Origin of the sequence: Citrobacter sp. Cpo032, assembly GCF_030332975.1 — a bacterium.
Classification (GTDB): Bacteria; Pseudomonadota; Gammaproteobacteria; order Enterobacterales; family Enterobacteriaceae; genus Citrobacter; species Citrobacter portucalensis.
The window spans coordinates 303,730-323,753 of record NZ_JAOWGU010000034.1 but is presented as its reverse complement, the minus strand read 5'-3'; the positions used below and the strand labels follow the sequence as shown (position 1 = coordinate 323,753).

General features: G+C 52.8%; 19 protein-coding genes. 8 read left to right on the top strand and 11 right to left on the bottom strand.

Annotated features, from left to right (window positions below; genetic code table 11):
• Positions 1-35 precede the first annotated feature (35 nt).
• Together rnk and uspG are read left to right on the top strand one after the other, a co-directional pair.
• Positions 36-446: a nucleoside diphosphate kinase regulator gene (gene rnk, locus OGY33_RS03505; protein ID WP_003831264.1), complete on the top strand. Its 411-nt coding sequence runs from the start codon at positions 36-38 to the stop codon at positions 444-446.
• 183 nt (positions 447-629) lie between these two features.
• The gene (uspG, locus tag OGY33_RS03500) at positions 630-1,058 is read left to right on the top strand and encodes a universal stress protein UspG (RefSeq protein WP_003022101.1); all 429 of its coding nucleotides are present in this window, start codon (positions 630-632) and stop codon (positions 1,056-1,058) included.
• 82 nt (positions 1,059-1,140) lie between these two features.
• On the opposite strand, the gene ahpF is transcribed toward uspG, so the two are convergent.
• Together ahpF and ahpC are read right to left on the bottom strand one after the other, a co-directional pair.
• Positions 1,141-2,706 (bottom strand): alkyl hydroperoxide reductase subunit F, encoded by a 1,566-nt coding sequence (gene ahpF, locus OGY33_RS03495; RefSeq protein ID WP_191238762.1) that lies wholly within the window; start codon positions 2,704-2,706, stop codon positions 1,141-1,143.
• Positions 2,707-2,860: 154 nt separating this feature from the next.
• A complete protein-coding gene (gene ahpC / locus OGY33_RS03490; protein WP_002894394.1) occupies positions 2,861-3,424 on the bottom strand; it encodes an alkyl hydroperoxide reductase subunit C in 564 nt (187 codons plus the stop codon).
• A gap of 374 nt (positions 3,425-3,798) precedes the next feature.
• Between ahpC and dsbG the strand changes: the two genes are divergently transcribed.
• The 4 genes from dsbG (at position 3,799) to OGY33_RS03470 (ending at position 7,630) form a co-directional block, all read left to right on the top strand.
• Positions 3,799-4,545 carry a thiol:disulfide interchange protein DsbG gene (dsbG, locus tag OGY33_RS03485; protein ID WP_191238763.1) on the top strand — a complete coding sequence of 249 codons (747 nt, stop codon included), beginning with the start codon at positions 3,799-3,801 and terminating at the stop codon, positions 4,543-4,545.
• Positions 4,546-4,748: 203 nt separating this feature from the next.
• Positions 4,749-5,651, top strand: a complete 903-nt coding sequence (gene citR, locus OGY33_RS03480; RefSeq protein ID WP_048214707.1) for a DNA-binding transcriptional repressor CitR — start codon at positions 4,749-4,751, stop codon at positions 5,649-5,651.
• Positions 5,652-5,804: 153 nt separating this feature from the next.
• Positions 5,805-7,028: a phosphoadenosine phosphosulfate reductase gene (locus OGY33_RS03475; RefSeq protein ID WP_048214708.1), complete on the top strand. Its 1,224-nt coding sequence runs from the start codon at positions 5,805-5,807 to the stop codon at positions 7,026-7,028.
• Positions 7,013-7,630: an IbrB-like domain-containing protein gene (locus OGY33_RS03470; protein WP_032942666.1), complete on the top strand. Its 618-nt coding sequence runs from the start codon at positions 7,013-7,015 to the stop codon at positions 7,628-7,630. Before OGY33_RS03475 ends, OGY33_RS03470 begins: the two co-directional genes overlap by 16 nt.
• Here OGY33_RS03470 and OGY33_RS03465 read toward each other — a convergent pair whose 3' ends face one another.
• Positions 7,631-8,791 carry a pyridoxal phosphate-dependent aminotransferase gene (locus tag OGY33_RS03465; RefSeq protein ID WP_048214709.1) on the bottom strand — a complete coding sequence of 387 codons (1,161 nt, stop codon included), beginning with the start codon at positions 8,789-8,791 and terminating at the stop codon, positions 7,631-7,633. It lies immediately after the preceding gene.
• A 132-nt stretch (positions 8,792-8,923) separates the two neighbouring features.
• On the opposite strand from OGY33_RS03465, the gene OGY33_RS03460 reads away from it, so the two are divergent.
• On the top strand, positions 8,924-10,012 hold the full coding sequence (locus OGY33_RS03460; protein ID WP_191238764.1) for an oxidoreductase: 1,089 nt from the start codon (positions 8,924-8,926) through the stop codon (positions 10,010-10,012).
• 98 nt (positions 10,013-10,110) lie between these two features.
• Here the strand turns inward: OGY33_RS03460 and OGY33_RS03455 are convergent, their stop codons facing one another.
• The 7 genes from OGY33_RS03455 to entC form a co-directional block, all read right to left on the bottom strand.
• On the bottom strand, positions 10,111-10,308 hold the full coding sequence (locus tag OGY33_RS03455) for a YbdD/YjiX family protein (RefSeq protein WP_008784064.1): 198 nt from the start codon (positions 10,306-10,308) through the stop codon (positions 10,111-10,113).
• A 63-nt stretch (positions 10,309-10,371) separates the two neighbouring features.
• Positions 10,372-12,477: a pyruvate/proton symporter CstA gene (gene cstA, locus OGY33_RS03450; RefSeq protein ID WP_008784063.1), complete on the bottom strand. Its 2,106-nt coding sequence runs from the start codon at positions 12,475-12,477 to the stop codon at positions 10,372-10,374.
• Between the two features lie 184 nt (positions 12,478-12,661).
• The gene (gene entH / locus OGY33_RS03445; protein WP_003022055.1) at positions 12,662-13,075 is read right to left on the bottom strand and encodes a proofreading thioesterase EntH; all 414 of its coding nucleotides are present in this window, start codon (positions 13,073-13,075) and stop codon (positions 12,662-12,664) included.
• A 2-nt stretch (positions 13,076-13,077) separates the two neighbouring features.
• A complete protein-coding gene (gene entA / locus OGY33_RS03440; RefSeq protein WP_136391616.1) occupies positions 13,078-13,833 on the bottom strand; it encodes a 2,3-dihydro-2,3-dihydroxybenzoate dehydrogenase EntA in 756 nt (251 codons plus the stop codon).
• Positions 13,833-14,690, bottom strand: a complete 858-nt coding sequence (locus OGY33_RS03435) for an isochorismatase (RefSeq protein WP_003831197.1) — start codon at positions 14,688-14,690, stop codon at positions 13,833-13,835. The genes entA and OGY33_RS03435 overlap by 1 nt, the downstream gene beginning before the upstream one ends.
• A gap of 13 nt (positions 14,691-14,703) precedes the next feature.
• Positions 14,704-16,314: a (2,3-dihydroxybenzoyl)adenylate synthase EntE gene (entE, locus tag OGY33_RS03430; protein ID WP_149607464.1), complete on the bottom strand. Its 1,611-nt coding sequence runs from the start codon at positions 16,312-16,314 to the stop codon at positions 14,704-14,706.
• 33 nt (positions 16,315-16,347) lie between these two features.
• Complete coding sequence (gene entC / locus OGY33_RS03425) at positions 16,348-17,523, bottom strand: isochorismate synthase EntC (RefSeq protein WP_191238765.1); 1,176 nt, start codon at positions 17,521-17,523, stop codon at positions 16,348-16,350.
• Positions 17,524-17,711: 188 nt separating this feature from the next.
• On the opposite strand from entC, the gene fepB reads away from it, so the two are divergent.
• Complete coding sequence (fepB, locus tag OGY33_RS03420) at positions 17,712-18,668, top strand: Fe2+-enterobactin ABC transporter substrate-binding protein (RefSeq protein ID WP_079934792.1); 957 nt, start codon at positions 17,712-17,714, stop codon at positions 18,666-18,668.
• A 60-nt stretch (positions 18,669-18,728) separates the two neighbouring features.
• On the opposite strand, the gene entS is transcribed toward fepB, so the two are convergent.
• Complete coding sequence (gene entS / locus OGY33_RS03415) at positions 18,729-19,964, bottom strand: enterobactin transporter EntS (RefSeq protein ID WP_003831193.1); 1,236 nt, start codon at positions 19,962-19,964, stop codon at positions 18,729-18,731.
• Positions 19,965-20,024 lie beyond the last annotated feature (60 nt).

Sequence of the window (20,024 nt, the reverse complement as noted above, 5' to 3'; positions counted from 1 at the left end):
TGCGCACCCGCAGTATCGACGACATGGAGTAATAAATGTCCAGACCAACTATCATCATTAACGACCTCGATGCGGAACGCATTGACCGCCTGTTGGAGCAACCTGCGTTTGCTGGTTTACCGATTGCCGACGCCCTGAACGCCGAGCTGGATCGTGCCCAAATGTGTTCTCCAGAAACCATGCCGCACGACGTCGTGACCATGAACAGCCGCGTGAAATTCCGCAATCTGAGTGATGGCGAAGTCCGTGTGCGTACCTTGGTGTATCCGGCCACTATGACTGACAGCAACACACAGCTTTCGGTAATGGCACCTGTCGGCGCTGCACTTCTGGGGCTACGCGTGGGTGATACCATTCATTGGGAACTGCCAGGCGGGACCTCAACGCACCTCGAAGTTATCGAGCTTGAGTATCAGCCTGAAGCTGCAGGCGACTACCTGCGCTAACTCTGTCTTATCAAAGCCACTCGCTTTATCTTACAGGGGATGCATCCGCATCCTCTTTCCGGTTAGATCTCCCTGCTCCTCGCTTTCTTTCCTGTTCGCAAAACATAAATCTGTGTCGTGACTGACAGAATCATTTTTAATACTATGCTGTTATGTGTTCATGTAATGACAAGGAGAATGTTTATGTACAACACAATCATAATGCCTGTTGATGTATTCGAAATGGAACTGAGCGACAAGGCTATTCGCCATGCAGAATTTCTGGCCCAGGATAAAGGGGTTATTCATCTGCTGCATGTGCTGCCAGGCTCAGCGAGCTTAAGCCTGCATCGCTTTGCGGCCGATGTCCGTCGTTTTGAAGAGCATTTGCAACACGAAGCGGAAACCCGTCTGCAAACGATGGTCGGTCACTTCAGCATCGATCCTTCCCGTATTAAACAACACGTCCGCTTTGGCAGCGTCCGTGACGTGGTCAACGAGTTGGGTGAAGAGTTGAATGCGGATGTCGTTGTCATTGGGTCGCGTAACCCATCAATCAGCACCCATCTGCTCGGCTCAAACGCTTCCAGCGTTGTTCGACACGCGACTTTGCCTGTGCTGGTTGTTCGTTAACAGCCACTGATTTGCTAAAGAAAACCCCTGCCAGGTTAACGCCTGACAGGGGTTTTTATAGTGCAGGTGAGTCTTACTTTTTTTATGCTACTGTCGTGCGAATCAGATAATCAAACGAACTTAACGAGGCCTTCGCGCCTTCACCTGTCGCGATGATAATCTGCTTATACGGTACGGTGGTGCAGTCACCGGCAGCGAAAACGCCTTTCACGCTGGTTTCGCACTTGGCATCGATGATGATTTCACCCATACGGTTACGTTCAACGGCACCTTCCAGCCAGTTGGTGTTCGGTAGCAGCCCAATCTGAACAAAAATACCGGCCAGTTCCACATTGTGAACATCGCCGCTCACACGGTCACGATACTCCAGGCCAGTAACTTTGCTGCCATCGCCTTTCACTTCTGTCGTTTGCGCATTCAGAATGATGTCGACGTTTTTCAGACTGCGAAGCTTATTCTGCAGCACCTGGTCGGCCTTCATTTCAGGAGCAAACTCCAGCAGCGTCACATGTTCAACAATACCTGCCAGGTCGATAGCCGCTTCAACGCCGGAGTTACCGCCGCCAATCACCGCAACACGCTTGCCTTTAAACAGCGGGCCATCACAGTGCGGGCAGTAGGTTACGCCTTTGGTGCGATACTGATCTTCGCCCGGAACGTTCATGTTGCGCCATTTCGCGCCGGTGGCGATGATAATGCTACGTGCTTTCAGCACCGCGCCGGAGGCCGTTTCAATCTGATGCAAACCGCCTTCCTGCGCTGCTGGAATGAGTTTGCTCGCGCTCTGGCTGTCAATCACATCGACATCATAATCATCAACGTGTGCTTTCAGCGCGCCTGCCAGTTTCTGACCTTCAGTTTTCGGTACTGAGATATAGTTTTCAATATCAACAGTATCAAGGACCTGACCGCCAAAACGTTCGCCCATCAGACCGGTGCGAATGCCTTTACGTGCAGAGTACACCGCTGCCGCCGCACCTGCAGGACCAGAACCGACAATCAATACGTCATAAGCATCGCGCTTATTCAGCTCTTCAGCCGCACGTTTTTCTGCGCCAGTATCCACTTTCGCCACGATCTCAGTCAGCGTCATACGCCCCTGACCGAACTCTTTGCCGTTCATAAATACCGCCGGAACGCCCATCACGTTACGATCGGTGATTTCGTTCTGGAAAGTACCGCCGTCAATCGCCGTATGTTTGATACGTGGGTTCAGCACCGCCATCAGGTTCAGCGCCTGCACCACGTCCGGGCAGTTATGGCAGGAAAGTGAATAATAGGTTTCAAATTCAAAATCACCGTCGAGATCGCGGATCTGCTCCAGCAACGTCTGCGCCTCTTTTGACGGATGACCACCGGTCCACAACAGCGCCAGCACCAGAGAGGTAAACTCATGACCCAGCGGAGAACCGGCAAATCGCGGTCCCTGGTGAGAACCGGGATTGGTAATCAGGAACGATGGCTTACGCACCGCCAGAGTATTGTCTTCTTTGAAGGTGACTTTTTCTGACAGTTCAGCAATTTCAGTCAGCAGTTCCTTGATTTCTGCCGATTTAGCGCTGTCGTCCAGCGACGCAATCAGCTCAACAGGTTTGGTCAGTTTCTCAAGGTAAGCCCTGAGCTGGGTTTTCATATTTGTGTCGAGCATTCTTCTTCCCTCTCTGAAAACATCATCATGCAAGCCGATTTTGCGGGACTGCATTAATGCAACTTGCGTCATGGTGCTGGAATGAAACAGGCGCAAATTTGCGCCTGTGGAATGCCGGATGCACTACGTTTATCCGGCCTACAAACTACGCGACTTAGATTTTACCAACCAGGTCCAGAGATGGCGCTAAGGTTGCTTCACCTTCTTTCCATTTCGCCGGGCAAACTTCACCTGGGTGGGAAGCGACGTACTGTGCGGCTTTGATTTTACGCAGCAGGTCAGACGCATCACGGCCGATACCTTCAGCAGTAACTTCGATTGCCTGGATGATACCCTGCGGGTCAACAACGAAGGTTGCGCGGTCAGCCAGACCTTCATCTTCACGCATGTTGTCGAAGTTACGGGTCAGGGCGCCAGTCGGGTCGCCGATCATCGCGTATTTGATTTTTGCGATGGTTTCAGAGCTGCTGTGCCATGCTTTGTGGGTGAAGTGGGTGTCGGTAGAAACGGAATACACATCTACGCCCAGTTTCTGCAGTTCTTCGTAATGGTCTGCAACGTCACCCAGTTCGGTCGGGCATACGAAAGTAAAGTCAGCCGGGTAGAAGAAGAAGACGCTCCAGCGACCTTCGGTATCTTTCTCGGTTACTTCGATGAACTCACCGTTTTTGAACGCCTGGTTTTTGAAAGGTTTAATTTTGGTATTAATCAAAGACATCTGTACTTCCTCCGTGTTTTCGTTGAGAGATAAGTTAACGAAAATCTCTTCGCAGGGCTAATGCGTTTCCTTTATCAAATCAATAAGCGTTAACTAACAACTCACTCAAACTCATGTTGTGAACCTAAAGATAAAAGTAAAAAAGGCCCCCTTTGCAGGGAGCCTCATTACCCGAGCTACCCGCAGGTAACGTCAGTGCCAGCAGAGCTGGCTATGTGTTGCGCTCTACATTACCTTAACAAAGGTCGTAACAGCGATGGGGATTACATCACCCAACTAAAGAAAGGGCAATCGACAGACCGTCGATCTTACCTATGGCTGTGATAGGTTTTGCAATTAAGCCCACTTTCCTGCTGATTTTATAAGGAAAATCAATGTTTAAACGCATCTTACTCTTAACTCTTCTCCCCGCTATCGTGCACGCAGAGGAGCTCCCTGCCCCTGTTAAAGCCATTGAGAAACAGGGAATTACCATTCTGAAGCCCTTCGATGCACCGGGTGGAATGAAAGGCTATCTGGGAAAATACCAGGACATGGGGGTCACTATCTATGTCACGCCTGACGGTAAACATGCCATCTCCGGCTACATGTATAATGAAAAAGGCGAAAACCTCAGTAATGCGCTCATAGAAAAAGAGATCTATGCCCCTGCCGGACGTGAGATGTGGCAGCGAATGGAAAAAGCGTCGTGGATTCTGGACGGGAAAAAAGAGGCCCCGGTCATCGTTTACGTGTTTGCCGATCCCTTCTGTCCTTATTGCAAACAGTTCTGGCAGCAGGCGCGCCCATGGGTAGATTCCGGTAAAGTTCAGTTGCGTACGCTGCTGGTTGGCGTGATCAAGCCTGAAAGCCCGGCAACTGCTGCTGCGATCCTGGCATCCAAAGATCCGGCCAAGACCTGGCATGACTATGAAGCATCCGGCGGGAAAATGAAGCTGGAAATCCCGGCTTCAGTCCATCCAGAACAGATGAAGGTACTGAATATCAACCAAAAAATCATGGATGATTTAGGTGCTAATGTGACGCCCGCGATCTACTACATGAGCAAAGACGATACGTTACAACAGGAAGTGGGATTACCCGATAAGGAAAAATTAAATATTATTATGGGGAATAAATAAAGGTAACAAAATGAGTGATTGTTATGGTTCTCATTTCAATCACTCTTTTAAATATATTTTTATCTTAACTATCAAGCAATCTGTGTTATTTTAGTTTAAGTTAATCATTCATTAAGCTATAAACATAAATTCTAAGAATGATTAGAATTTAAATTATTCAATAATTGAATTACCCAATACATTACCATCACAGGAAGGTATGCATGGCTAACCTCTATGACCTCAAAAAATTCGATCTTAACCTGTTGGTAATTTTTGAATGTATTTATCAACATTTGAGCATCAGTAAAGCTGCGGCAACACTGTATATCACCCCTTCAGCCGTCAGCCAGTCATTACAGCGACTGCGTACACAGTTTAACGATCCCCTGTTTATTCGCTCAGGCAAAGGCATTACGCCTACGGTCACAGGGGTAAATCTTCATCTTCACCTTGAAAAAAATCTCAACAATCTGGAACAAACCATCAATATCATGCACGGTTCCAGCCTGAAAAATAAATTCGTCATCTACAGCCCACAAATTACAACCAATCTGAATGTGACATCTTTAATTAATAACCTCAGAGAAAACTCAGATATTGAAATTGAACATCATGATATATTGATGTCAGCAGAATCGGCTGAAAATATCCTTGCATATCGTAAAGCCGATCTGGTTATTTCAATAACACCGGTCCACAATCGGTCTATTGTATGCACTCATTTTAAGACCATTGAGTGTGTTTTAGTATGCAGCGGCAACCACCCCAGAATAAATGAAACGAGTACACTCGAACAAATCCAACAAGAACAGTTTACATATTTTTCCTCTGAAGAACAGGGTATTAAAGATTATCGTTCCCGTGTCAGTGAATCGATGGTATTCCATAACGTCGGTTTTAGTAGCGATTCCTTACTCTCGATTGCTAACGTTATCGCCACTACGGATATTATTGGTTTTCTCCCCAAACAAATTTATGAACTTTATCAACCAGCATTGAACTTTAAAGAAATAAAAACCGATTTTGAATTGCCAAAAATTAAACTATTCATCATGTATAACCGCGCATCACTTAATAACAAAGCCTTTGCAGATTACATAAACAAACTATCTTTAGATAGTTAATGATAACGCATTTAAATTCATACAAAACATATAACGGTGACATTACATGCAAATAATGAATATATTTAAATATTGCATGTCGCAAGAAAAAGCCTATCTTATTACGGACATTTATTATGGCTGCAAATAATAAAAATTCGATATGGATTTGATATGTCTGTTTATAAAATACCGTTGGATAAAAATGTTCTGCAAGCAGCACAGGAACGCATTACCTGGACGCTTGAGACTCTACCGCGTGTCTGCGTTTCTTTCTCTGGAGGTAAAGATTCGGGGTTAATGTTACATCTGACCGCCGCCATTGCCCGCCAGTTACAGAAAAAAATAAACGTCTTATTTATCGACTGGGAGGCTCAGTTTTCCTGCACTATCGACTATGTCCAGGCGCTACGCGAGAGTTATTCCGATATCATCGAAGAATTTTATTGGGTTGCATTGCCACTGACGACGCAAAATTCACTGTCACAATTTCAGCCTGAATGGCAATGCTGGGAACCGGGTACTCAATGGGTGCGCCAACCGCCCGCAGATGCCATTACCGATCCCGAATTTTTCTCTTTCTATCAACCCGGTATGACTTTCGAGCAATTTGTTCGTGAGTTCGCTGAATGGTTTTCGCAGAAACGACCGGCCGCCATGATGGTCGGGATCCGCGCCGATGAGTCATATAATCGTTTTGTCGCCATTGCGAACTCGAAAAAACAGCGTTTTGCCGATGACAAACCCTGGACCACCAGCGCCCCCGGTGGGCATACCTGGTATATTTATCCGATTTATGACTGGAAAACTGCTGACATCTGGACGTGGTTTGCGAAGTCAATGCTCCCGTGTAATCCCCTGTACAACCTGATGTATCAGGCGGGGGTTCCCACGCGATACATGCGTATCTGCGAACCCTTTGGACCAGAACAACGCCAGGGGCTGTGGCTTTACCATGTTATTGAGCCTGAACGCTGGGCAATGATGTGCTCCCGCGTCAGCGGGGTAAAAAGTGGCGGGATATATGCTGGTCAGGATAACCATTTTTACGGTCACCGCAAAATATTAAAACCCGAACATTTAAGCTGGCAGGAATACGCCATGCTGTTATTGAAGAGTATGCCGGAAACGACCGCCGAACATTATCGCAATAAAATCGCCGTCTATTTACAGTGGTATAAGAAAAAAGGCATGGAGAATATCCCACAAACCCAGGAAAGAGATATTGGTTCAGTGGATATTCCGTCGTGGCGGCGTATCTGTAAGGTCCTGCTGAATAACGACTATTGGTGCCGGGCTCTCTCATTTAGTCCAACGAAACCCAAAAACTATCAACGTTACAATGAGCGTATGAAAACAAAACGCCAGGAATGGGGACTCTTATGCAACAGCGATTAACTCAGGAACTCCTCGGCTTTCTTTCTGGTTTATCAGAACCAGAGAGAATTGAAGCCATAAATGAATTCAGAAAGGCAATACACAGCGTCAGTCCCTTTCGCGAGGAGCCCGTAGATTGCGTTCTTTGGGTTAAAAATGATCATATTTCACCCAATGACTACAACCCCAATAACGTTGCGCCACCGGAGAAAAAGCTGCTGCTGAAGTCCCTCGAGGCTGACGGGTTTACACAGCCCATTGTGGTGGTTCACTCAACGGCTGAAGAGTACGAAATTGTCGACGGTTTCCACCGCCACGAGTTAGGTAAAGCCAAAGCCTCACTGAGGCCCAGGCTGAAAGGATATCTGCCGGTTGCCTGTTTAGAACGCGAACGCCATGAGCGTATGGCGGCAACCATTCGCCACAACCGCGCTCGCGGGCGTCATCAAATCCACGCCATGTCCGAGATTGTCCGCGAGCTATCGCAACTGGGATGGAGTGAAGAAAGAATTGGCAAGGATCTTGGTATGGACAGCGACGAGGTGTTACGCCTGAAGCAAATTAACGGCCTGCAAGCGTTGTTTGCCGACCGTCGATTCTCCAAAGCCTGGACCGTGAAATAGCTACAACGAAACCAGACGCTCGGCTGCCGCTAACAGCGTCGATTCTTGCTTGGCAAAACAGAGGCGAATCAGTTTATGCGGGAAAGGATCGGCGCAGAACACCGACAGCGGAATTGCCGCCACGCCCACTTCAGTGGTCAGCCACTGGCAAAACTCCACGTCGTTAAGCGAGGAAACGGCGCTGTAATCGACCAGTAAAAAGTATGTGCCTTCACACGGCAGAATTTCCAGTCGACTATCACGCAGTGCGTTCACCAACACGTCGCGTTTTTTCTGATAAAAGGCGGGCAGTTCGCGATAGTGTACCGGATCTTCTCGTAGCATATCCGCCAGTGCGAGCTGAGCCGGCGTGTTGACGGAAAACGTCAGATACTGGTGCACTTTTCGTAGCTCAGCGCTAATGGCGGCTGGCGCAACGCAGTATCCGACCTTCCAGCCAGTCATATGGTAGGTCTTACCAAACGATGAAACAGCAACAGCGCGTTCCCGCAGCTCTGAATGTGCCAGCACGCTGGCATGCCCCTGTTTGGCGAAACAGATATGCTCATAAACTTCGTCGCTGATGACAAAGATCTCGCGTTCTTTAATCGCCTGCCACAGCGCGTCAAAATCGGCGTGATGCCACACAGTGGCAGAAGGGTTATGTGGCGTGTTCAGGATAACCAATCGGGTACGGTCGCTGAGTAAGGCACCAAACGCCTGCCAGTCGACGCGAAAAGCCGGTGGTTGCAGGGCAATACGTTTAACCACACCGCCGGATAATTCAACCGCAGGCGCATAGCTGTCGTAGCTCGGGTCAAAACAAATCACCTCATCACCTGGGCGCACCAGCGCAGTGATCGCGGCATACAATGCTTCCGTGGCCCCCGCCGTGATGGTCACTTCATTATTCGCGTCAGGTTTATAGCCATACAGGTCTGCCGTTTTATCCGCGATAGCTTCGCGCAGCGGCTGCACGCCCGTCATCGGCGCATACTGGTTTGCGCCATGCGCGACGTGATACGCCAGACGCTCTTGCAAAAAGAGTGGACCGTCAAAATCAGGAAATCCCTGCGAGAGGTTAATGGCCTGATGCTGCTGCGCCAGCGCACTCATTTGCGTGAAGATAGTGGTGCCCAGATTAGGCAGTTTGCTTTGCGGAATCAGCGGGTTATTACTCATTATTGTTATCCCAGCGTGTGATGTTGTGGTTGAAGCCACTATAGCACGATGCTAGTATTTGGCAATCAAGACGTTCAGACGTCCATATAAAAATAACCTGCCTGGACAGGACAGCCAAAAGGACAACACAACATGAGTAATACCGAGATTCGCGTCGTCACCGGCCCAGCCAACTATTTTTCCCATCCTGGCAGCCTGTCGAGACTGAACGATTTTTTCTCTGCCGACCAACTTTCACGCGCCGTGTGGGTTTATGGTGAACGCGCCATCGATGCGGCCCGCCCTTACCTGCCAGAGGCTTTTCATCTTGCCGAGGCTAAACGCCTGCTGTTTACGGGACATTGCAGCGAAACCGATGTTGCTCAACTGGCAAAAGAGTCGGGAGAGGATCGCAGTGTGGTGATTGGCGTGGGTGGCGGTACATTGCTCGACACCGCTAAAGCGTTGGCCCGTCGTCTGGATCTGCCGTTTGTCGGTATTCCTACTATCGCGGCGACCTGCGCTGCCTGGACGCCGCTCTCCGTCTGGTATAACGATGCGGGCCAGGCACTACATTTCGAAATTTTCGCTGACGCGAACTTCCTCGTGCTGGTCGAACCCGGGATCGTTCTCAATGCGCCAGAAGAATACTTACTGGCGGGGATCGGCGACACGCTGGCAAAGTGGTATGAAGCCGTCGTGCTCGCACCTCAGCCGGAAACACTGCCATTGACAGTACGTCTGGGTATTCAAGCTGCGCAGACCATCCGCGACGTCCTGCTGGAAAGCAGCGAGCAGGCGCTGGCAGACAAACAACAAGGCACGCTAAGCCGCACGTTTTGCGATGTGGTAGATGCGATTATTGCCGGAGGCGGCATGGTTGGTGGTCTGGGCGAGCGCTACACACGCGTGGCGGCAGCGCATTCTGTTCACAATGGCCTGACCGTCCTCCCACAAACCGAGAAGTTTTTACACGGCACCAAAGTGGCGTACGGCATCCTGGTGCAGAGCGCGCTGCTGGGACAAGATGATGTGCTGGCGCAGTTAATTACTGCTTATCAGCGATTCAACCTGCCAACCCGGTTAGCTCAACTGCAAGTGGACATCAATAACCGCGCCGAAATCGACAAAGTGATTGCGCACACTCTGCGCCCGGTGGAGTCCATTCACGCCCTGCCGGTAACGTTAACGCCGGAGACACTGCGCGCAGCATTCGAAAAGGTGGAGTCGTTTACGGTGTGATTATGGTGCGGGTTGCCTGATGGCGGCTTCGCCTTATCAGGCCTACGGTCAGAGCATTGTGGTAGGCCGGATAAGCATCAACGCCATCCGGCAAAAAATCAACAGCACTTCGCGCCACCTTTCCCGCCATATCGTGCATCCTGGCGCTCACGGAAAAATTCTTCGTAGGTCATTGGCGTCTGGTCCGGATGCGTGACGCGCATATGTTCAACATAGTTGTCATAATCCGGCATACCTATCATTAATCGGGCGGTTTGGCCTAAATACTTCCCGGCTTTGGCGAGTGTTTCAAACATAGTGTTTCCCTGTCGTACAAACGCCCTCCCCGTACAGGAGAGGGCTCGTTGGTTAAGAGAAGATTAGTGCGCGCCTTTCGCCTGCGCCACGATCTCTTCGACATTCTCAGGCATCGGCTCGTACGGTGTCTCTTTCGACGTTGGTTTGTCCTCTTTCAATGCTGCCAGCGCAGTTTTGATGGAGAACAGACCCAGCACCACAACGACGACCATGAAGAAGATGGTGAGACCCGCATCCAGGCGGTTGTTAAACACCAGTTGCGTCAGCTGCGACTGGGTGTATTGCGCCGGAATGTTACCGCTGTCGATCATCGCCTGGAACTTGTTGGCGATAGCCAGGAAGCCGATTTTCGCATCCGGGCTAAACGCTTTCTGCCAGCCAGCGGTCAGGGTACAAATTAGCAACCAGGCCGTTGGCACCAGCGCCACCCATGCGTAGCGCTGGCGTTTCATCTTGAACAGCACCACAGCACAGAGCATCAACGCCATACCGGCCAGCATCTGGTTAGCGATACCAAACAGCGGCCACAGGGTATTAATACCACCCAGAGGATCCACCACGCCCTGGTGTAAGAAGTAACCCCAGGCCAGCACGCACAGCGCTGTAGCCAGCAGGTTTGCAGGCAGCGAATCGGTACGTTTCAGGCTCGGTGATACCACGCCCAGCAAGTCCTGCAGCATAAAGCGCGCGGCGCGTGTACCGGCATCTACCGCCGTCAGAATAAACAACGCTTCAAACAGAATGGCGAAGTGATACCAGAACGCCACATCCATCATGCCGCCCAGTGCGCCATGCAGAATGTACGCCATCCCGACGGCCAGCGTCGGCGCACCACCTGCGCGGGAGATGATGGATTGCTCACCCACTTCATTGGCGATTTGATGCAGGGTGTCTGGCGTAATGGCAAAGCCCCAACTGCTGACTACCTGTGCCGCAGAAGCCACTACGTCAACCGTGCCCGCAGGAGCCAGCACCGCCATCGGGCTGTTCATCGCAAAGTACACGCCCGGATCGATGATGCACGCGGAAACCAGCGCCATAATGGCGACAAAGGATTCCATCAGCATTCCGCCGTAGCCGATAAAGCAGGCCTGCCCTTCATTCGCCAGCATCTTCGGCGTGGTTCCGGAGGAGATCAGCGCATGGAAGCCAGAAACCGCACCACAGGCAATGGTAATAAACAGGAACGGGAACAAGTTACCGGTCCAGACCGGGCCAGTACCGTCAACAAACTTGGTCAGCGCTGGCATGGTCAGCGTCGGACGCATGATCAGAATCCCTACCGCCAGACCAACGATGGTGCCGATTTTCAGGAAGGTAGAGAGGTAATCACGCGGGGCCAGCAGCAGCCACACCGGCAGGACGGCGGCAACAAAACCGTAGCCCACCAGCATCCACGTCAGCTGTACGCCGGTAAAGTCAAAGTACGGTGCCCAGGTCGGGCTTTCAGCCACCCAGCCGCCGGAAATAATGGCAAACACCAGGAACACCAGACCGATGACCGACACTTCGCCAATGCGGCCCGGGCGCAGATAGCGCAGATAAATCCCCATGAAGATCGCCAGCGGGATGGTGAACGCCACGGTGTAGGTTCCCCACGGACTGTGGGTCAGCGCTTTCACGACGATCATCGCCAGTACCGCGAGAATAATCACCATGATCATAAAACAGGCCACCAGCGCAATAACGCCCGCCGTTGGGCCCATCTCTTCTTTCACCAGTTCGCCAAGGGAACGACCATCGCGACGGGTAGAAACAAACAGCACCATGAAGTCCTGCACCGCACCCGCCAGTACCACCCCGGCGAGCAGCCAGATCATCCCCGGCAGATAGCCCATTTGCGCCGCCAGCACCGGTCCAACTAACGGACCCGCTCCGGCAATTGCCGCAAAATGGTGACCAAACAGCACTTTTTTATCGGTGGGAACATAATCCAGACCGTCGTTATGGCGCACGGCTGGCGTCATACGCGTCGGGTCAAGCGCCAGTACATTTTTCGCGATGTACAGGCCGTAGAAACGGTAAGCGATAAGGTAGACACAGACCGACGCCACGACTATCCACAACGCGTTGATCTGTTCACCACGATTTAATGCGATATAGCCGAGGGCAAATGCTCCCATAACGGAGAGCACTGTCCAGACGAGGTACTTCCCTGATTTGTTCATAGTTGTTATCCGTTGTCCGATCCAGAGAGATGTTACATTTTGTTTCTATAACATCTTTTCTGAATTTAACAACCTGACAACCATGCAAACCCGAAGTATCACTGAGTATTTACATTGCATTGTTAACTAGATCACTTCATTTACCTGTTAACTCTGCAATTTCATTTTACTTTGCCGGGTGATCTCACCCCATCACCGCAGTGCCTAAACGGCAGGTGCAGCAGCGTCGACCTTGCTCATCAAAGATGACGATTTCCCAGCTTTGATTTTGACGCCCAAGGTGCAGCGGCTGGCAAACGCCGCGCACTTTCCCTTGCGATACCGCCCGATGATGCGTGGCGTTGAGTTCCGTCCCCACCACGCATTGCCCGTCGCGGGTCATCAGATAACCCGCCATTGAACCCAGCGTTTCCGCCAGGGCCGCGGATGCGCCGCCGTGCAGCAGGCCAAATGGCTGATGCGTGCGGCTATCCACCGGCATTTCGGCTTCCAGCACATCATCACCCAGCCGGGTGTAGACCATGCCTAAATGCGCCACCATCGTGTTCTGACTGGTGGCATTGAGTTCATCCAGCGTTAAATGACGCTTCCAGATCATCATCATGCCCCCAGCGTGGAACCGCCGTCCACCACGATATCCTGTAACGTAATGTGACTGGCCAGATCGGAAGCGAGGAATAAAATAGTGTTAGTGATCTCTTGCGGCCGGGCGATTTTCCCCAGCGGAATCCCAAGTTTAAACTGTTCGCCAAATCCACGAATGCGCTGTTGCTCCGCGTCATCGCTAACCCACAGCGTGCGCTGCATATCGGTGTCGGTCGAGCCTGGCGACACCACATTACAGCGCACACCGCTGCCCGCCAGTTCAAGTCCGACGGTCAGCGCCAGACTTTTCAACGCGGCTTTTGACGCGCCGTAAGCACTCATGCCGATACGCGGCGTGTGCGCCGCATCCGACGCGACGGTCACGATCGCCCCGCCCTGCTGGCGACGAAACTGCGCCATCGTCTGCTGAAACAGATTGAACGCCCCGCCAACGTTAACCGCAAACGTCTGCTGCCACTCCTCAGCGCTCAACGCATCGGTGGCCCCCATACGCAAAATACCTGCGGCATTGACCAAAATATCCAAACGCTCGCGCGCTTTGAGGACGCGCTGGCACACATCAGCTACCTGTCCGGCATTCGCCACATCCAGCACTTCGGTCGCAAACGGGTAGTTATCCTGAGGAAATTCGCGATCGAATCCTGTCACCTCAGCACCAGCCTTCGCAAATGCCAGCGCCGTGGTGTAGCCAATCCCTTTACCCGCGCCGGTTACCCAGACGGTTTTCCCGGCAAAATCAAATCCAGCCATTACTTCACCTCACGGGAGAGCAGTGCCCACCATGCGTCAATGGTCGGTTTTTTCGCCAGCATCACGAAATCAATGTCACCATGAACCTTACGCCAGCGCGCCGCCAGCGCCATCATGCGCACGGAATCCAGCCCGTAGTCGATCAGGTTTTCGTCATCCATCGGCTCTTCAGACTCATCCAGCAACGGCAGAATAACGCTGCGCAACGCATCTTTACTGGTCGGGACCGGTGTCGGCAATAATTCCTGGGTCATTACCACACGCCCGGAACGTCCCGCCACGTATTTCAGCGACATCAGGTGTTCGTCACGGCTAAAGTCCGCAAGCGCATCGGCAACCATAAACGGCTTGATATCACGCATGAAGGCGTCCGTTGCGGTGGTCATACAGCCGATATGCGCATACACCCCGGTAATGATCAGTTGATTACGTCCGGTTTCCTTGAGCATCTGTTCCAGCGGGGAGCGATGAAATGCGCTATAACGCCATTTCACCAGAATGGTATCCGCTTCATCCGGCGCCAGCGCCTCAACGATCTTTTGTTGTTCCGGGGAACGCGTCAGGCCCGGTCCCCACATATCATTGAGCAGAGCGCGGTCTTCATCACTCTGTTCTTTCGGCTGAGCGGTGTAATACACCGGAATGTTATGCTCTTTGCAGTACTGGCGCAGCGCGGCGATGTTCGCGACGACCTGCTCCATCATCGGGCAGTTATCGCCCCAAAAGCCGATAAAATAATCCTGCATGTCGTGGATCAGCAGCGCGGCGCGTTCAGGGTCAAATGCCCAGTCGACTTTGTTCACCGGAACATCGAGCGCCGTTGGTAGCGCATAAGCCTGCAGTTTAGGAATTGCCATTTCTATTTCTCCTTCAGGCCAGTGAACGTGATGCCAGCCACTGACGTAATTGTTTTTTATCTACCTTCCCCACTGGAGTCAGCGGTAATGACTCAACGCACTCAACACGATCGGGTAATTTGAATTCCGCTATGCCCTGTTCGCGTAGAAAACGGCGCACCTGCACCGCGCGCAGCGGCTCTTTCACCACCAGCCAGGCACAGCTTTTCTCACCCATCAGTTCGTCTTCCATACTGACCAGCGCGGCATGGATCACCATAGGATGGCGCAGTAGCAGGTTTTCAATCTCTTCAGCAGCGATCTTCTCCCCGCCGCGATTGATCTGATCCTTTTCACGCCCCTGAACGGTGATGTAACCATCCGGATCGATAGCGATCAGATCGCCGGAACAGTAAAAGCCGTCGGCGTCAAAGGCGCTGGCATTATGCTCAGGACTTTTGAAATAACCGCGGAAGGTGTACGGACCACGCGTCATCAGGCGTCCGGTCTCTCCCCGGGCTAAAGGGTTGCCGTCAGCGTCTGCTACCCAGACTTCATCATCGGGACACATCGGGCGACCCTGGGTATTGATGATGCGCTCAGGACTGTCGTCCAGACGGGTATAGTTCACCAGCCCTTCCGCCATGCCGAAGACCTGCTGCAACTGGCAGCCAATCTCGGCTGGAATACGTGCCGCAAGCGTGGCGGAAAGTCTCGCACCACCGACCTGAAGCAGTTTCAGCGAAGCCAGTTGCGCATTACTGCCCCACTCCGCAATCGCCTGCAACCACAGGCTCACCGCAGGCGGCACCAGCGCCGTGGCGTTAACCTGATGCTGTTCAATCAACGGGAAACACAGAGTGGCACTCGGGTCAGCCGCCAGCACCACGGTGCCGCCAGCCAGGAATACGCCCAGCGCGCCTGGCGAACTCATGGCGTAGTTATGCGCCGCCGGGATTGCGCATAAATAACGCGTTTCCCCGGTGAAGCGGCAAATCTCATTGCTGCGACGCACGCTGTAGTAGTAATCGTTATGAGTGCGAGGAATCAGCTTTGGCGTCCCGGTCGTCCCGCCAGAAAGCTGGAAGTACGCCACCTCATCAGCAGGCGATGGCGTGGCGGAAAAATCTGTCGCAGGCTGGTTTATCGCCGTTTGCAGATTGTGTTCACCCTCATCATTACGCAGTTGCACCACGCGCACTGAATTGTGTTCGGCCACAAAAGCGTTAAGAAAATCGTCGCCGCTAAACAGCGTATGCTGGCGATCGGCAATCAGCAGTGCCGGCTCAATCTGTTTGGCATAGGCGTTGAGTTCGTTACGCTGATGGCTGAACAGGGCCAGCACTGGAGCTACGCCCAGCTTGAGCAGCGCAAAGAAGGTGATGTACAGCTCAGCCACATTGCCCAGTTGTACCAGCGCGGTTTCGCCAGGTTTGATCCCCTGGCGACGCAAACTGCAGGCAAGATTGTCAGCGGCCTGATTCAACTGGCGATAGCTCAGATGGCATTCACCATCAATAACCGCCGTATGGTCGCTGTCGGCGTGACGGGTCAGAATGTCGGTCAGCGGCAAATCCTGCCAGTAACCTTTTTCACGATAGCGGCGGGCAAACTCCTCCGGCCAGCGGGTGAAAGGAATACTCATTATCGCTCCTCAGAAGCCTGGTCAATAAGGCTCTTAATGCAGTCCAAAAACATTCAACATCGTGGAGAGCTTGGCCCCCGTTTCACGCCATTCCGCAACCGGGGAAGAGGCTGGAACAATTCCTGCTCCGGCAAAAAAACGCACCTGATTGCGCAGCAGCTTCGCACAGCGGATCGTCACCACCCACTCACCGTTACCTTCGGCATCACACCAGCCGACAATACCGCCGAACAATTCACGATCGAACGGCTCCAGCTCGGCGATAAGCTTGCGCGCAACCTGATGTGGGAAACCGCTTAGCGCAGGCGTCGGATGCAGCAGGCACGCCAGCGTCAGGGCGTTTTCCTGCGGGTTGGCTTTACCTTCAAACGGCGTGCCGAGGTGCCAGAGCGTCGGCGTGGTAACCAGCTGCGGAGAAGAAGGCAGTTGCAATTCACGGCTGCGATCGCGCAATACCGTTTTCATCGCCTGCGTCACCAGTTCGTGCTCATGGCGGTCCTTCTCAGACGCCAGCAGGCGGATCCCTGCTTCGCGATCCAGCACATCATCTGGCTGACGACGTGCTGAGCCCGCCAGCGGCAGAGAACTGAAACGATCGCCTTCTTTGCGCAGTAGCAGTTCCGGGCTGGCACCAATCAATACGCCGCCGTCTTCAATCGGTACATGGAAGTTGTAGCTCGCTGGATTTTGCGCCACCAGACGCTCCAGCAGCGCACCGCTGTCAATGTTGGCATCGGCGGTGATATCGATCAGGCGTGACAACACCACTTTGTCGACTTCTGGAGTGGACGTCAGCGCAGCCGCCCGGGCGACCATATCTTCAAAAAAGTCCTGTTCCGGGATCGATTTACGTTGAACGACGTTCAGCGACTGATGCGCGGTAAAGTAACGTGATGATTGCTGCTTCGCCGTACGAGAGAAGCTCTGCCATGATTGGGGAATAAACAGCGATGATGGCTGGCGGGTATCAAAGGGAATCGCCCCGACCATGACAGGGTTCGCGATGCCCTGCGATTTGGCATCAGCAAACAGTGCGTTCATTTTCTGTTGGAAAGGGCTGTCTGGCGAATCGCCATCAATTGCCGGTTCCGCATAGCGGGCGAAGCATCCTGACGTCGTAAAACTACGGTACGGCGACATAAAGAAAAAACTGTCGGGAGCGAGCGTCGGCATAGTCTGCGTTTTTTCCTCGGCCAGTGACGTATCCATATCATCCTCCAAAAAATGATAAAGGCTCTAATAATGATTATCATTTATATTTTCGGTCGCTAACCTAAAAGTAAAGCGGCGGTATGTCAACTCTTGTGGTAGCACAATGTGCGACTTTGGCTTGCATCCTTGCTCGCTAACAATGAAAATGAGAAGCATTACTCATACTGATAACAGGAAGCCGATTCGTGAGTCTCCCCTCTTTTTGCCGCACCGTGCTCTTACTGGCAGGTTTATCTCTTTCAGGAATTTCTTCAGGTCACGCCGCCGACTGGCCGCGTCAGGTTACTGACAGCCGCGGCACGCATACGCTTGAGCATAAGCCGCAGCGCATTGTCTCCACCAGCGTAACCCTCACCGGCTCGCTGCTGGCGATTGATGCCCCGGTCATTGCCAGCGGTGCCACTACGCCGAACAATCGCATCGGCGATGCGCAGGGCTTTTTACGTCAGTGGAGCGAAGTAGCAAAAGAACGCAAACTGAGCCGCCTGTATATCGGCGAACCGAGCGCCGAGGCCGTCGCAGCTCAAATGCCGGATCTGATTCTGGTAAGCGCTACTGGGGGAGATTCTGCCCTCGCGCTATACGATCAGCTGTCCACCATTGCGCCAACGCTCATCATTAATTACGACGATAAAAGCTGGCAGTCGCTGCTGACCCAGTTAGGTGAAATTACCGGTCAGGAGCAACAGGCAGCTGCGCGAATTGCCGAGTTTGATAAGCAACTTCAGGCGGTTAAGCAACATATTACCCTGCCACCACAGCCGGTCAGCGCGCTGGTATATACCGCCGCGGCGCACAGCGCCAACCTGTGGACGCCTGAGTCAGCGCAAGGCAAGCTGATGGAGCAGTTAGGGTTCACGCTGGCAACGCTGCCTGCCAACTTGCACACCAGCCAGAGTCAGGGCAAACGCCACGATATCATCCAGCTTGGCGGTGAGAACCTGGCAGCAGGCCTGAACGGCGAAGCGCTGTTCCTGTTTGCTGGCGACAGCAAAGATGCCGACGCTATTTACGCCAATCCGCTTCTGGCGCATCTGCCAGCCGTGCAGAATAAACGCGTTTACGCCCTGGGTACGGAAACCTTCCGTCTCGACTACTACAGCGCCACGCTGCTGCTGCAACGTCTGTCGGCTCTGTTTTAATGTTCAGCGCCGGATGCGGCTAACGCCTTATCCGGCCTACAACCGTAGAGCACAACGCGATCAGACATTCACGGGGACCTGCCGGAATCGGCGCACTTCTCCCAACAGCAGCAGCAGTAACAGACCGACAATCACCAGTCCAAATCCACTCACGCTTGCCGAAGCAACCGGCGTCATCATCGCGCCCAGACCACCTAACAACGCCGCGCCAATCGCATCGCCGGTGACGTTTTGCGCCGTCCACAAACCGTTAATTCGCCCGAGCATCGCTTCCGGCGTCTGCGTCTGTAACAGGGTGTACTGCAACAAAGAGCTGACCGCGCTCAACCAGCCAAACAGCGCCAGACAAACCACACCAAGCTGCCAGACGGGCATCAAGCCAAACAGGCCGATAGCCAGAAATGAAGCCACGGTCGATGCCAGCATAATCAGTCCCGGGCGAACGCTGTGCGCCAGTTGTCCGCTTGTCAATGCGCCCACGGCTGCCCCCAGCGGAATAGCCGCATACAACAGGCCAATTTGCGCACTCGACATGTGCCAGTTAATCGCCAATGCCGGATACAGCACACGCACGGCGCTCGCCATGGTTAACAGACCACCGAGCAGCGCAATGCCGCCAATCAGCGGGCTGGCAAGCAGAAAGCGAAATGCTGCCAGCAGCGATTTCAGCGGATGCTCGCGCGGCTGCGGCGGAGGCGGCAACGCAGGAAGGCTCAGCAACGGTAGTAAGGTAATGAAGGTTCCCGCCGCCGCCAGTCCGTAGTTCCAGGCCACGCCGCCAGTCGCGAGCAGCACCCCGCCAAGCATCGGTGAAATTACCGATCCCAGACGCACCGTCAGCATGGTAATCGCCCCGGCCTGCATCAAATTCTCGCGCCCAACCAGCGCTGGCGTCGCAGCCAGCAATGCGGTCACGCCCAGAGAGGCAAAGAAACCATCCCATAAGCCAAGCAGATAAATCGCCAGCAACGACGGTTCGGGCAGCAGCGCATTCAGACACAGGCCAATAAAGCCAATACCACAGGTTCCACGCGCCAGCAGGATCACTTTTTTACGCTCATAGCGGTCGGCCAGCACTCCGCCCACCATCAGGCCAATAAACATTGCGCTACCGGTCAACGTCACCGACAAACCCACCTGCCAGGTCGACTGGGTCATCATCTGGATCTGTACCGGAACCGCCACGCCGAGTAGCCCCAGAGAGACAATGGAAATAAAACGGGCGAGGAAGACTGCGCGAAATGCTGGGTGGGTCTTTAACAGGCTGAGATTGAGCAGCCAGGATTGTCGATTCATTACAGAGCCTTACCAGGTACTTTTTCAATATCCATTCGATGGCTGCACATGCTAACATAT